The following is a 12,952-nucleotide window of genomic DNA, read 5'->3' as shown; positions in this document are numbered from 1 at the left end:
AGTCGTTGAGCATGTCGCAGAACCGCCCGGACCTCGGTACTCCGGCCTCCTACACTTTTCCCCGGCCTGAGCGGATCACCGTCGACGGCGGCACGGTCGTCGCGATCGACGTCCCCGGCCAGTACCTCGCCTCCGTGCGGCTGGTGCACCCCTACGGCGGCGCGGTCGAGCCGCTCGACGCCATGGGCGTGGGCGCACTGACCAGCGAGGTGCTGGAGGACGGCCCCGACGGCAACAGCTCCCTGGCCCCCGCCCTGGAGCGGCACGGCGCCGAGTGGGTGTCCCGCATCAACTGGGACGGGTTCATCACCGGGGTGGACGTCCCCGTGGGCCGCCTGGACGAGGCGGTCCGGCTCTTCGCCGACGCGGTGCGCCGCCCCGCGCTGAACCCCGACGACATCGTCCGCCGCCGCGAGCAGCTGCTGGAGCGCTTCTGGCTGGAGGCCGCCACCGCGAGCACCCTGGCCATGCGCAGCCTCGGCGGGCAGCTGTTCACCGGCCGCTACGCCACTCCGCTGGCCGGCGGCCCGGTCAAGCTGGCCGACATCACCCCCGAGACCGTCGCGGCCTACCACGCCGACACCCTGGCCTCCGTCGCGGGCACCCTCGTGGTGGTCGGCGACCTGAGCGGCGTGGACCTGGTCGAGCTGGGCAAGACCGTGTTCGGGGACACCGCCCCCGCGCCCGCGCGGGTCATCACCGAGCCCGCCCCGCCGCCCGGGGAACTGCCCCGCGTGCTCATCGTCGACCGCCCCGGGTCGGTGCAGTCGGCCCTGGTCATCGCGCACCGGGCGCCCTCGCGCTCGCAGGTGGACCTGCCCCGCGCCGAGGGCGTCGGCGAGGTGCTGGGCGGCATGTTCACCTCCCGGCTCAACCTGGAGCTGCGCGAGCGCCTGGGCTACACCTACGGTGCCGGGTCGCGGTTCGACCTGCGCCGCGACAGCGGGGTGTTCTTCATGTCCGCCCAGGTGGAGGCGGACACCACCGCGCACTCCATCACCTCCTCCCTGGAACAGGTGGCGAAGCTCCGCGAGGGCGGGGTCACCGAGGAGGAGCTGACCGCGGTGCGCGACGCCAACACGGTCGGCCTGCCGGTGACCTACTCCACCGCCCGCTCGATGGCCGGGGCCCTGGTGGACATGGTCGTCCACGACCTGCCCGACGACCACGTGGACAGTGTCCGGGCCGGGTACGAGCGGCTCACCAAGAAGGACCTGGACTCGGCCGCGGTCGAGTACCTGCACCCCGAGGAGGCCGTGGTGATCGTCGTCGGCGACGCCGAGCGGCTGCGCTCCCCGCTCACCGGGATCGGGGTCGGCCCGGTCGAGGTGCGCACCCCCGACGAACTCTGGGTGTGAAACCCGGGACCGGAGTGAACCGATCCGCGTCCGGGTGCGTCCCACCCGGACGTGGACCCCTCCCACCCGGGACGGGTAAAGGAGGGGTCGACGGTGCATGTGTTCGCGTTCCCCGGACATAACGAAAGCGAACCTATGTGCCGGTGTTATGGCAACGTCCGTCAGGGCTGCGACGTCCTGCTGGTATAACGAGTGATCCGTGCACCTACGTGGTGACGGTGACCGCAATGCTCCACAGGAGGCCACCATGGCCGGTGAATGGACCCGTGGATAACAGTGTCCTCCCTAGACAACCCCCACACGCAGCGCCCCGGGCCGGCGCCCGGTTCCGAGCGCCCGCAGGAGACCCCGGTGGCCGCCCCCGTGCCTGAGGGCCGCCTGCTGAAGGGGCGCTACCAGCTGGTCTCGGAGATCGCCCGGGGCGGCGTGGGGACCGTTTGGCGCGCCGTCGACCTGGTGATCGACCGCGAGGTCGCGGTCAAGGAGCTGCGCCTGCCCGAATCCCTGAGCCGGTCCGACCGCGAGTCCCTGCTCCAGCGCACCACCCGCGAGGCCCGCGTGGCCGGGCGGCTGAGCCACCCCAGCCTCATCACGGTGCTCGACGTGGTCGACGAGGACGACCGCCCGTGGATCGTCATGGAGCTGCTGGAGGCCTCCACCCTGGAGGAGATCATCGACGTCGGCGGCCCGCTGCCCTACCAGCGGGTGGCCGAGATCGGGCTACAGCTCATCGACGCCCTGAAGGTCGCGCACAACGAGGGCATCGTGCACCGCGACGTCAAGCCCGGCAACGTGATGATCACCAGCGGCGGCCGCGTGGTGCTCACCGACTTCGGCCTGGCGGCGTGGAACGGCGAGTCCGCGCTCAGCGAGTCCGGCCGCATCGTGGGCTCCCCGGCGTACCTGTCGCCGGAGCGGGCCAAGGCGGGCCCGGTGGGCCCGGCGTCGGACCTGTGGTCGCTGGGCGCCACCCTGTACGCGGCGGTGGAGGGGTACCCGCCCTACGACCGCAAGGGCTACATCAAGATCCTGCGCCAGGAGCCGCTGGAGGAGCCCGCGACGGCGGCGAAGGCGGGCCCGCTGGCGCCGGCGCTGGCCGGGCTGCTCAAGGTGGAGGCCGGTGAGCGGCTGACCGCGGACAACGCCGCCAAGATGCTGCGCATCGCGGCGCTGGCCCCGTGGAGCACCGAGGCGGGTGCGCGCGCCGACAGGTCCGGGGCGGCCGGGGAACCCGGGGAGCCGGAGGCGTCCGGGCGGAGCGCCGAGGGCGACGGGGCGGCGGGTACCGCGGTTCCCGAACAGCGCGAGTCGGCCCGGGAGCACTTCAAGGCGGGCGGCCGGGTACTGGCCGAGAACATCAGCGACCGGCTGCGCAACAGCCCGGAGGCGATGAGCGCGTTCGTGGCCTCGCTGCGCGAGTCCACCGACACCCTGGGGCTCACCAACCCGGGACGGCACGCCGACAAGTCCGGTGCGGGCGCGTCGGCACGGATCATCGCGGTGGCGGTGGGCGTGCTGGTGCTGCTGGCGATCGTCCTGTGGGCCCTGCTGGGCCGCTGACCGGCCGGGCGCGGAAGGCACCCGGGCGGGGGTCCGCCCCCGGGAGGGGGCGACGAGGCGACCCGGCGAGGGGGCCGCAGGCCCCCGAGCGGGGGTGTCCCGGAGTCGAGTGGGGCCGGCGGGACTCGAACCCGCACTGTACAGCACCTAAAGCTGGCGTCTCCTGCCAATTGGACTACGGCCCCCGGGCGTGCCCGTGGGGACAACTGTACCGGGACCGGGAGGAGTTCCGGCCGCCGGGCCGCGGGACCCCGCGGCCCGGGAGCCGGGCGGGTCCGAGGAGCGGGTCAGACGCCCAGCTCCTTCTTGACGCGGGCGACGTGGCCGGTCGCCTTCACGTTGTAGAAGGCCTTGGCGACCCTGCCGTCGGCGCCGACGATCACCGTGGAGCGGATGACGCCCTGGACGAGGCGGCCGTAGTTCTTCTTCTCCCCGAAGGCGCCGTAGGCCCGCAGGGTGTCCTTGCCGGGGTCGCCGACGAGGGTGAAGGTCAGGCCCTCCTGGTCGCGGAACTTCGCCAGCTTCGCGGTGGTGTCGGGGGACACGCCGATGACGGTGAAGCCCGCGGCGTCGAAGTCGCGGAGGTTGTCGCGGAAGTCGCAGGCCTCGGTGGTGCAGCCGGGGGTCATGGCGGCGGGGTAGAAGTAGAGCACGACGCTCTTGCCGGTCCGGGCCAGGACCTCGCTCAGCGTCACGGACTCGCCGTCGGCGTCCTCCAGGGTGAAGTCGGGCGCCTGGTCACCGGGCTCCAGCCGGATGGGGTCGCTCACGTGGGATTCCTCTCTGTCGCCGGGCGCCGGTGCGGCCCCGGTCGTCCTCGCCGACAACACTAACGACCCGGTGGCGGCGGGGGTGCCGGAGTCCCGTGCTTCGGTTGCGATTCCGGTTCGGTTCGTACGCTTTGGGATCGGGCGGCGGTTCGATCACCTATTGTTGACGCACTTCACGATTGGTCGGTTGGGAGTCTCGGCACCGATGCCTGCATTCACGCTCGACGAGGTCAGGGAACGCACGCTCAAGGAGCGCGATTCCTGGTGGACGGTGTACCTCGTGGACCCGATCGCGGTCCGCCTGGTGCGGCCGGTCGCCAACCGTACCTCCGTCACCCCCAACCAGCTGACGGTGCTGGCGCTCTTCCTCGGCCTGGGCGCGGCGGTGTGCTTCGCCCTGGGCTACCGGGAGTTCCTGCTGCTGGGCGCGGTCCTGTACTACCTGTCGTTCCTGGTGGACTGCATGGACGGCAAGCTGGCCCGGCTGACCGGCACCGAGTCGGTGTTCGGCGCCTGGGTGGACTACGTGACCGACCGGTTCCGGGTGCTGGTGTGCGTGGTGGCCCTGATGGGCGGCCAGTACGTGGTGGCCGAGGAGGCCGACCCGGCCGCGGACCCGGTGTGGTTCGTGTGGCTGGCCCTGGCCGTGGTGTTCCTGGACATGCTGCGCTACCTCAACGCGCTCCAGGTGTACAAGGTGCGCCGGGAGATGCGCTCGCACCTGGCGGCGGCGCTGGAGCGGGCGCGGGCGACCCTGTCGATGCTGGGCCCGGACGAGGACGACACCTCCGCGGCGACCGGTGCGGGCGGGCGCACCATGAGCGACGGCGGCGAGCAGGCGGTGCTGCGGCACGGCATCTCGGTGCTGGAGGACATCCTGCGCACCCAGACCGAACGGGAGAACCGCAACCGGCGCACGGCCGGCAAGCAGCCGGACCTGACCCTGCCCAAGGTGGACCTGCACCAGGAGTTCCGCACGCGGTTCCCCTGGTACCAGCGGTTCTGGTCGGCGCTCAACGCGCGCCGGGTGCGCACCCACCTGGTCAGCGGCATCGAGTTCCAGGTGGCGGTGTTCGTGGTCGCCCCGGTGGTGGCCGCGCTGACGGGCGTCCCGTCCGCTATCGGCTGGATCACCGCGGTGGCGGGTGTTTTGCTCCTCGCGTTCGAGATCGCCATCATCTATAAACTGTGGTTGTCCACACGGGACTTCTTCCGTGTGGTCGACGGAATCGACGGCGCGCTGAGATTCTCCGGTCCGTCCGACGGCGCGGAGGACGAGGGCCGGGACACCGGCTCGGACACCGGATCTCACACGACCTTGCGCTCATGAGAGAGGCGGCCCAGATGGCGGAAGGCGATACCGAACCGCGCCGGACCCCGGCCGAGATAGAGGCCGAGATCAACCGCGAGCAGCGGCGACTCGCCGAGACCATCGACGAGTTGGTGGTCTCGGCCAGGCCCGCGAACATCGCGCGGCGCCAGGTCGCGAAGGCCAAGGAGACGGGCGGCCGGATCCTGGACGAGGCGCGGGCCCTGGTCGTCGGCGGCGGCGCGGTGCGGGTGGAGAGCCACCTGGTCGAGCCGGAGGAGGGCAGCATCCTCCTCAAGGGCGACGACGAGGTCGTGACCACCTACCAGTCGCGCAGGCGGCTTCCCCCCGAAGCCGTGATCCTCGCGGTGGGCGTCGGCGCGGTGATCGCGGTCGGCGTGGTGGCCGTGATCGCGCGGCGCAGGCGCACGTAGGCCTGACGGACGCACAGCGGAGGGGCCCGTGCTTCGAGCACGGGCCTCTCCGGCGTTCCCCGGCGGCCGTCCCTAGAGGAAGGCCCGCCCCTCGCCCCGGTAGGTGGGGACGGCGCGCACGTAGGCCCCGGTGTCGGAGTCGATGAGGTGCAGGGTGTCGAACCGTTCGCACAGCTCGCCGGCCTTGGTGTGGCGCATCCACACCAGGTCGCCGATCTCCAGGGTGTCGGCGGCGGCGCCCAGCAGCGGGGTTTGTACCTCGCCCGCGCCCTCGTTGGCGCTGTAGGACAGCCCGGCCGGCAGGTGGGGGACGGGCAGGCGCAGGGGGTCGGCGGGCCCGGAGGCGGGGTAGCCGCCGCCCAGGGCGGTGACCGCGCCCCGCGCGGGGCGGCGTACGACGGGCAGCGCGAACAGGGCGGCCGGGCGGCCCTGGAAGGAGCTGTAGTAGTCGAACAGGTGCGGGTGGTACAGGCCCGACCCGGCGCCGAGCTCGGTGACGGCCTTCTCCCGGCCGGTGGTGTGCAGGCTGCCGGTACCGCCGCCGTTGACGAAGCGGAGCGGGGCGACCTCGCGGACCGCGCGGACGATGGCGGCGCGGCGTTTGGCGAGCTCGACGGCGGAACGGTGCTGGACGGCGCGCAGCACGCGGCCGAAGAGGGGGCGCCCGGGCGGGGCGTCGCCGACCCCGGCGATCTGCGCCTCGTAGGCCATGATCCCGTCCAGGCGCAGTTCCGGGCGGCGCAGCACGGCGCGGGCCAGGGCGGCGGCCTGGGCGGGGGTGCGCACGGGGGAGCGCAGGCTGCCGACGCGCACCCGCGGGCCGAGCGGCTGCCAGCTGGTGTCGATGTCCAGGCAGACCCGGACGGGGGGCGCGTCGGAGGGCCGGGCGCCGGCGCGGTCGGCGGCGGCCACGGCCCGGGAGACCAGGTCCAGGTGTTCGGTGCCGTCGACCATGAGGGTGACGGCGCCCAGAGCGGCGGGGTCGGCGGCCAGGCGCTCCAGGGCGTCGGTGTCCGTGGTGGGGTAGGCGACCAGGATGTCGCGGCCGACGGGGCCGCCGGGGTCGCCCTGGGCGAGCCAGAGCGCCTCGGGCAGGGTGAAGGCCATGACGCCCTCGTAGCCGGGCATCTCCAGCACGGTGCGCAGCAGCTCGCGGCAGCGCACCGACTTGCTGGCGACCCGGATGGGCCTGCCGTGCGCGCGGCGGGTGAGGGCGGCCGCGTTGGCGCGGAAGGCGGCCAGGTCGACCACGGCGAAGGGGGCCTGGAGTTCGCGCGTCGCGGCCTCGTACTTCTCACGCAGGCTTGTCATGCCTCCGAGGATGCCAGAACATGAATCACTTTCATATTCCCTGGGCGGAAATCGCATGATCCGCCGGAATCACCCCGTGGCGTCCGGGCCGGGGGTCCGCGCGGGGTGTGAGCCGTGACCGCTCTCGGCCCCGGGCCCCCGCATCGGCCCGTCGGCGGATATCCTGGGACGTCACGGCCGCACGGCCGGTCCGACCCCAGAAACGGTTTTCTCTCCATGAGCGAGCGCGAGTACATCCTGACCCTGGCGTGCCCCGACAGCCGCGGCATCGTCGCGGCGGTGGCCAACCTGCTCTCCGACCACGGCTGCAACATCACCGAGAGCCAGCAGTACGGCGACCACTACACCGGCCGCTTCTTCCTGCGCATGCAGTTCGTGGCCGAGGCGGGCGAGCACGGGGTCACCGGCGAGGACGTCCTGCGCGGCGCCTTCGCGGCGCTGGCCGGGGACTTCGGCGGCGCCGGCGCCGCCTCCGTGGAGTGGACGCTCAGCCCGCGCGACGTGCGTCCCCGCATGATCGTGATGGTGTCCAAGTTCGGGCACTGCCTCAACGACCTGCTCTACCGGCACCGCAGCGGCCTGCTGGACATCGACATCGCCGCGGTGGTCTCCAACCACCCGGACCTGGAGTTCCTGGCCGACTCCTACGGGGTGGACTTCCACCACCTGCCGGTGACCCCGCAGACCAAGGGCGAGCAGGAGGCCCGGCTGCTGGAACTGGTCGGCTCCTACGACGTCGACCTGGTGGTGCTGGCCCGGTACATGCAGGTGCTGTCCGAAAAGCTGTGCACCAAGATGTCGGGCCGGATCATCAACATCCACCACTCGTTCCTGCCGAGCTTCAAGGGCGCCCGGCCCTACCACCAGGCGCACGCGCGCGGGGTGAAGCTCATCGGCGCCACCGCGCACTACGTCACCGCCGACCTCGACGAGGGGCCGATCATCGAGCAGGAGGTGGCCCGGGTGGACCACACCGACAGCCCCGAGAAGCTCACCGAGATCGGCCGCGACCTGGAGTCGGTGGCGCTGGCCCGCGCCGTCAACTGGCACGCCCAGCGGCGTGTCCTCCTCAACGGGGACAAGACCGTCGTCTTCGGGTGAGCCGACCCGCACCCGTTTTCGGACGTACCAGGGGCGCCTTCGGGCGCCCCTTCGTTTTCTGTCCGTGACAGGGTTCCCGGACCGTCTTTGGGGCAGGGATGGGGATGACGTTACCTGTTCTGTCGCACAAAATCTTACTCCAAGTGCCTTGTTGACTACGTAGAGTGCGTATATGGTGTGATCTAGTTCGAAACCCGTTCGGTCCCTTACGGAAAGACGGGACGCGGGTTTCGGTCCGAAACCCCGGGACGGAACTCCCGGGCGAGGGGGCGTGAACACACATGGGCAAGCACTTCGACGACCTCGGCGGCAAGGCCGAGGAAGCCTACGGCAAGGTGACCGGCGACCGGGCCAAGGAGGCCGAGGGCAAGGTCGACCAGGCCAAGGCGAGCGCCAAGGACACCGCCGACAAGGCCAAGGACAAGGCCGAAGAGCTCAAGGACAAGGCCGAGGAAGCGGTCGAGAACGTCGGCGAGAAGATCAAGGGCGTTTTCAAGCGCTGACACCGCGCAGCCCACACGATCGGAGCCCGAACGGGCTCGCCTGCACACTGCGTAGGGGGACCAGTGTCGGATACCAGGACCGAGGCCAAGGTGCCGGGCGCACGCGAAGCGGACCGGCGGGGAGCGGCCGCAGAGGGCGGCCACACCCACATCGCGGACGGGGTCGTCGCCAAGATCGCGGGCATGGCCGCCCGTGAGATCGGCGGCGTGTACGCCATGGGCGGCGGCGCCGTCCGCGCCATGGGGGCAGTCAGGGACGCCGTCACCGGCGGCGGGGACCGCGGATCGGTGGCCCGCGGCGTGTCCGTCGAGGTCGGGGAGCGGCAGGCGGCCGTCGACATCGACCTCGTCGTCGAGTACGGCACCGCCATCCAGGACCTCGCGGCGGCCGTGCGCCGCAACGTCACCAACGCCATCGAGAAGATGACCGGCCTCGAAGTCACCGAGATCAACATCAAGGTGGACGACATCCACCTGCCCGACGAGGACGACGGTGAGGCCGCGCGCGGCGACAACGGCGGCTCGGACACCGCACCCAGGGTCCAGTAGTGATGGACGACGTCGACGAGCCGGGGGAGATCGCCCGGCGGGTGGCCCGGGCCTCCCTGCGCTCCCCGGACGTGGTCGAGCTGTCCGCGGGGTCGTTCGGGACGCTGTCCACACCCGTGCCGGGCGGTCGCGTCCGGGGGGTGGCGGTGCGCTCGGACACCGTCGAGGTCGGCGTCGTGGTCCACTTCGGGCGACCGCTGCCCGAGATCGCGGGCGAGCTCCGCAAGGCGCTCGCCCCGCTCGCCGGCGGCCGCGCCGTCCACATCTGTGTGGAGGACGTGGTCGCCGGCGCGGCGGTCACCCGGACCCGACCGCAAACGAGATGAGCGCTGGACATAGAGGGGGATGCCATGTGGCCCATAGTCGGACTGTCCTACGGGACGGTGCTGGGGTTGGCGGGTGCGTTCGGCGGGTTCGTGGCCTTCGCGCTCGTACTGGTCCTGGGCCTGGCCGGATTCGTCGCGGGCCGGGCCATGGAGGGCGACATCGACCTGAGCGAGATGTTCTCGCGGCGTTCGGCCTGACGGGCGGGGCCGTGGTGGGAACACGCACACAGGACGTCCCCCGGCAGCGGGAGCACACCGCCGCCCGGGGACGGCACGTCCGCGCCGAGGACCTGCGCGACCCCGGCGGGCGCACGGACATCGCGAACGGGGTCGTCGAGAAGGTCGCCGCACGTGCCGTGGACGAGGTCGCCGGGGCGCGGTCGGCGGCCCGGGGCCGGGCGGTGCGCGCCCGGGTGAGCGGGGACGTCGTCCTGCTGAGTCTGCGGATCCGCGTGGACTACCCCGAACCGGTGCGCCGGATCGCCGCGCTCGTCCGTTCCCGGGTCCGGGAACGGGTGGAGCACACCACCGGCAAGCAGGTCCACCACATCGACATCGAGATCGTCGAAACGGTGCGCTGACCGCGCCGTTCCACCGCTCCGCGACGGCGGGCCGGGAGAGACCTTCCCGGCCCGGTCGGGGACCGCCGTACTAGGAGTTGTGATGACCACCGTGGAAGAGGTGCTCGGCCGTCCCGACCAGGGGGTCGACCGGGAGGCCAGGAGAGTGGCCGTGCACACGTTCCGGCCCCGTCGGTCATGGCCCGCGGTGATCACCGGGTTCGTGATCCTCATCATCGCGGTCGTCGCCGCGGCCGAGGTGATCGCGGCGCTGGCGGGCAGCCCGCTGGGACTGTTCCCCGTCGGTACCGCGACGGAGTACGCCCAGGCCACCACCTGGTCGCAGCCGTCGGTCCAGATCGCGTCCGCGCTGCTGGCCCTGATCGGGCTCGTGCTCATCGTGGCCGCGCTCGCACCGGGGCGCGGGCACTGGACGGCACTGCGCACCGACGACCCGGCGCTGGTCGTCGGCATGACCCGCAGCGCCCTGCGCCGGGCGGTGGCGGCCGCCGCCCGGGACGTCAGCGGTGTCGACCAGGTGGGGGTGCACGTGCGCGGCAGCCGCATCCGGGTGCAGGTGCGCACCGGGATGCGCGAGGCGCCGGGGCTGCCGGCGGAGGTCACCGCCGCCGTGGAGCGGCGGCTGGAGGAGCTGGCACCGCTGCGCAGTCTGCGGATCGCCACCCACGTCCGCTACGCGGAGGGATGACCATGGCACGGGACAGGGCGCGCAGGTCGGCCCGGGGCAACCGGCAGGGACTGCTGCTGGTGGGGATCGTACTGCTGGCGGCCGGTGCCGCGGCGTTCGCGGCGGGACGGGGGCTGTTCGGGGCGGGCATGGCCGGGGACGCCCTGCTCAACGACGCGGTCCGGGGAGCCCTGGCCGCCCCCTGGATGCCGTACGCGGTGGTGGCGGTGGCGTTCGTCGCCGCGTTCCTGGCGCTGCGCTGGCTGCTGGTGCAGGGACTCGACGACACCGTGGGCCGACTGGTGCTGGAACGCGGCGCCGACGGTCGATTGGAGATGCCCGAGAGCGTCGCGCGCGGTGCCCTGGAACAGGAGGTCGCGGCCTACCCGGGCGTGCGCCGGGCCCGGGCCCGCCTCACCGAGTCGGCCGACGCGCCCCACCTGAGGCTGGCACTGACCCTGGACGACGACGCCGACGTCGCCGCCGTGTGGCGGCGGGTGCGCTCCGAGGCCCTGGCCGACCTGCGCCGTTCGCTGGAGCTGGAGACCATCCCGGCGGTGGTCCGCATGTCCATGACCGCCCCGGCCAAGAACCCCCGCCGCCGCCTCGCCTGATCACCCCGGATCCGTGGGCCGACCTGCGGTGCGGCCCCGCCGCCGGGTACGCCGGGCCGTTCCCGGGTACAAGACCTGGGACGGATCCACCGCTCGGGGAGTCCCCGTGCGGAAGCGGTCGGGGGAGGGCCCGATGGGGTGCAAGCCGAACGTCGTCAGCCGGACGACCCACTCGCGTTTCCAGGTCTTCGGAAAGCAGCGGGCGCGCGCCAACTGGCGCAAGAAAGCGCGCAAGAGGTACGGCTGGAGGTACCGGAAGTGGTCGAAGGCCGAGGGCAGGGATTACCAGGTCGACATCCGCGGCCAGGACTTCCTGCTGTACAAGATCCGCGCGTTCGGCCGCCCCTGCAAGTGACCCCGGGTCTCAGCACTCGATGACGTTGACGGCGAGGCCCCCGCGGCTGGTCTCCTTGTACTTGTCGTGCATGTCGCGGCCGGTGTCGCGCATGGTCCTGATGACCTTGTCCAGGGACACGAAGTGGCTGCCGTCGCCGCGCAGCGCCATACGGGCCGCGCTGATGGCCTTGACCGACGCCAGCGCGTTGCGTTCGATGCACGGGACCTGGACCAGGCCGCCGATCGGGTCGCAGGTCAGACCCAGGTTGTGCTCCATCGCGATCTCCGCGGCGTTCTCCACCTGGGCCGGGGTGCCGCCCAGGACCTCGGCCAGTCCGGCGGCGGCCATGGACGAGGCCGAGCCGACCTCGCCCTGACAGCCCACCTCGGCACCGGAGATCGACGCGTTCTGCTTGAACAGGATGCCGATCGCGGCGGCCGTCAGCAGGAACCGGACCACGCCCTCCTCGCCCGCCCCCGGGCTGAAGTGCGTGTAGTAGTGCAGCACTGCCGGGACGATCCCCGCCGCGCCGTTGGTCGGCGCGGTGACCACGCGGCCGCCCGCGGCGTTCTCCTCGTTGACCGCCAGCGCGTACAGGGTGATCCAGTCGCTGCCGCGCATCGGGTCCGGGTCGGCGGCGGTGGGGGCGAGCAGCCCCGCGTCATCGCAGTTGCCGCCGAGTTGGCGGTACAGCCGGTGCGCCCGGCGCGGCACCCGCAGGCCGCCGGGCAGGGTGCCCTCGGTGGTCACCCCGCGGCGCACGCACTGGCGCATCACCGTCCAGATCTCCAGGAGTTCCGCGGCGATCTCGGCGTCGGTACGGCCGAAGGCGCGCTCGTTGGCGAGCATGATCGCGCTGATCGACTTGCCGGTCTCCGCGCACAGCGCCAGCAGTTCCTCGGCGCTGTCGAACGGGTGGGGCAGCACGGTGTCGTCGGTCTTGATGCGGTCGGCCCCCGCCGCCCGCTCGTCCACGACGAACCCGCCGCCCACGGAGTAGTACACCTTGGCGGCCAGCTCGGCGCCGGCGGCGTCCCGGGCGACGAACCGCATCCCGTTGGGGTGGTCGGGCAGGCTCTCCTTGCGGCGGAAGTCCACGTCCACGGCCGGGTCGAAGTCCACCGTGGGCCCGTTCGGGCCGCCCAGGGGCATGGAACGCTCGGTGCGCACCCGCTCCACCAGGGCGGGCACGGCGTCCACGTCCACCCCCTCGGGGGTGTGCCCGAGCAGGCCGAGCACGACGGCCGTGTCGCTGCCGTGTCCCTTGCCGGTGAGGGCGAGCGACCCGTACAGTTCCGCGCGCACGTGCGCCACATCGTCCAGCAGTCCGTTCTCCCGCAACCGGGTGACGAACGTGCGGGCGGCCTTCATCGGCCCGACGGTGTGCGAACTCGACGGTCCGATACCGATTTTGAACAGGTCGAACACGCTGATGGCCAAGGGTCTGTCCTCCTCGTTGAGCACAGGGCCCGATCTGCCGGACGAACGCCGTGCGGGGCCCGGCGGCCCCGCACGGCGGGGCCCTACAGGTT

At 72.3% G+C, this 12,952-nt stretch carries 16 protein-coding genes and 1 tRNA gene; 13 read left to right on the top strand and 4 right to left on the bottom strand.

Translation table 11 applies throughout. The features are described from left to right. The first annotated feature begins 11 nt into the window (after window positions 1-11). Window positions 12-1,358: a pitrilysin family protein gene (locus tag QJS33_RS23760; protein ID WP_306370279.1), complete on the top strand. Its 1,347-nt coding sequence runs from the start codon at window positions 12-14 to the stop codon at window positions 1,356-1,358. 258 nt (window positions 1,359-1,616) lie between these two features. Further along, a complete protein-coding gene (locus QJS33_RS23755) occupies window positions 1,617-2,918 on the top strand; it encodes a serine/threonine-protein kinase (protein WP_372339707.1) in 1,302 nt (433 codons plus the stop codon). Between the two features lie 110 nt (window positions 2,919-3,028). Here the strand turns inward: QJS33_RS23755 and QJS33_RS23750 are convergent. Both QJS33_RS23750 and QJS33_RS23745 read right to left on the bottom strand, forming a co-directional pair. After that, a tRNA-Leu gene (locus QJS33_RS23750) sits at window positions 3,029-3,103 on the bottom strand. A gap of 102 nt (window positions 3,104-3,205) precedes the next feature. Beyond that, window positions 3,206-3,688: a peroxiredoxin gene (locus QJS33_RS23745; protein WP_306370277.1), complete on the bottom strand. Its 483-nt coding sequence runs from the start codon at window positions 3,686-3,688 to the stop codon at window positions 3,206-3,208. 205 nt (window positions 3,689-3,893) lie between these two features. On the opposite strand from QJS33_RS23745, the gene QJS33_RS23740 reads away from it, so the two are divergent. Then, a complete protein-coding gene (locus tag QJS33_RS23740; protein WP_306370276.1) occupies window positions 3,894-5,018 on the top strand; it encodes a CDP-alcohol phosphatidyltransferase family protein in 1,125 nt (374 codons plus the stop codon). Window positions 5,019-5,032: 14 nt separating this feature from the next. After that, entirely contained in the window at window positions 5,033-5,431 is a 399-nt protein-coding gene (locus tag QJS33_RS23735; RefSeq protein WP_306370275.1) for a DUF3618 domain-containing protein, read from the top strand. Between the two features lie 72 nt (window positions 5,432-5,503). Here the strand turns inward: QJS33_RS23735 and QJS33_RS23730 are convergent, their stop codons facing one another. After that, the gene (locus QJS33_RS23730; protein WP_306370274.1) at window positions 5,504-6,742 is read right to left on the bottom strand and encodes an alanine racemase; all 1,239 of its coding nucleotides are present in this window, start codon (window positions 6,740-6,742) and stop codon (window positions 5,504-5,506) included. A 216-nt stretch (window positions 6,743-6,958) separates the two neighbouring features. Here QJS33_RS23730 and purU point away from each other — a divergent pair, with 216 nt between their 5' ends. From purU to QJS33_RS23685, 9 genes are all read left to right on the top strand, one after another. Continuing rightward, window positions 6,959-7,843, top strand: coding sequence for a formyltetrahydrofolate deformylase (gene purU / locus QJS33_RS23725; RefSeq protein WP_306370273.1), 885 nt, complete (start codon window positions 6,959-6,961; stop codon window positions 7,841-7,843). A 281-nt stretch (window positions 7,844-8,124) separates the two neighbouring features. Continuing rightward, on the top strand, window positions 8,125-8,346 hold the full coding sequence (locus tag QJS33_RS23720) for a CsbD family protein (protein WP_306370272.1): 222 nt from the start codon (window positions 8,125-8,127) through the stop codon (window positions 8,344-8,346). 63 nt (window positions 8,347-8,409) lie between these two features. Beyond that, window positions 8,410-8,895: an Asp23/Gls24 family envelope stress response protein gene (locus QJS33_RS23715; protein WP_306370271.1), complete on the top strand. Its 486-nt coding sequence runs from the start codon at window positions 8,410-8,412 to the stop codon at window positions 8,893-8,895. A 2-nt stretch (window positions 8,896-8,897) separates the two neighbouring features. Next, a complete protein-coding gene (locus QJS33_RS23710; RefSeq protein ID WP_306370270.1) occupies window positions 8,898-9,221 on the top strand; it encodes a hypothetical protein in 324 nt (107 codons plus the stop codon). Between the two features lie 24 nt (window positions 9,222-9,245). Further along, entirely contained in the window at window positions 9,246-9,419 is a 174-nt protein-coding gene (locus tag QJS33_RS23705; RefSeq protein ID WP_306370269.1) for a hypothetical protein, read from the top strand. Between the two features lie 11 nt (window positions 9,420-9,430). Continuing rightward, window positions 9,431-9,802, top strand: a complete 372-nt coding sequence (locus tag QJS33_RS23700) for an Asp23/Gls24 family envelope stress response protein (RefSeq protein ID WP_306370268.1) — start codon at window positions 9,431-9,433, stop codon at window positions 9,800-9,802. Window positions 9,803-9,884: 82 nt separating this feature from the next. After that, entirely contained in the window at window positions 9,885-10,490 is a 606-nt protein-coding gene (locus QJS33_RS23695) for a DUF6286 domain-containing protein (protein WP_306370267.1), read from the top strand. A 2-nt stretch (window positions 10,491-10,492) separates the two neighbouring features. Continuing rightward, a complete protein-coding gene (gene amaP, locus QJS33_RS23690; RefSeq protein WP_306370266.1) occupies window positions 10,493-11,083 on the top strand; it encodes an alkaline shock response membrane anchor protein AmaP in 591 nt (196 codons plus the stop codon). Between the two features lie 133 nt (window positions 11,084-11,216). Continuing rightward, window positions 11,217-11,438, top strand: a complete 222-nt coding sequence (locus QJS33_RS23685; protein WP_306370265.1) for a hypothetical protein — start codon at window positions 11,217-11,219, stop codon at window positions 11,436-11,438. Between the two features lie 9 nt (window positions 11,439-11,447). On the opposite strand, the gene QJS33_RS23680 is transcribed toward QJS33_RS23685, so the two are convergent. Beyond that, window positions 11,448-12,860 (bottom strand): L-serine ammonia-lyase, encoded by a 1,413-nt coding sequence (locus tag QJS33_RS23680; RefSeq protein ID WP_306370264.1) that lies wholly within the window; start codon window positions 12,858-12,860, stop codon window positions 11,448-11,450. Window positions 12,861-12,952 lie beyond the last annotated feature (92 nt).

It is taken from the genome of Nocardiopsis sp. CC223A (assembly GCF_030766825.1).
Lineage (GTDB): Bacteria > Actinomycetota > Actinomycetes > Streptosporangiales > Streptosporangiaceae > Nocardiopsis.
The sequence above is the reverse complement of the archived record's forward strand: the minus strand, read 5'-3'. Positions and strand labels throughout refer to the sequence as shown.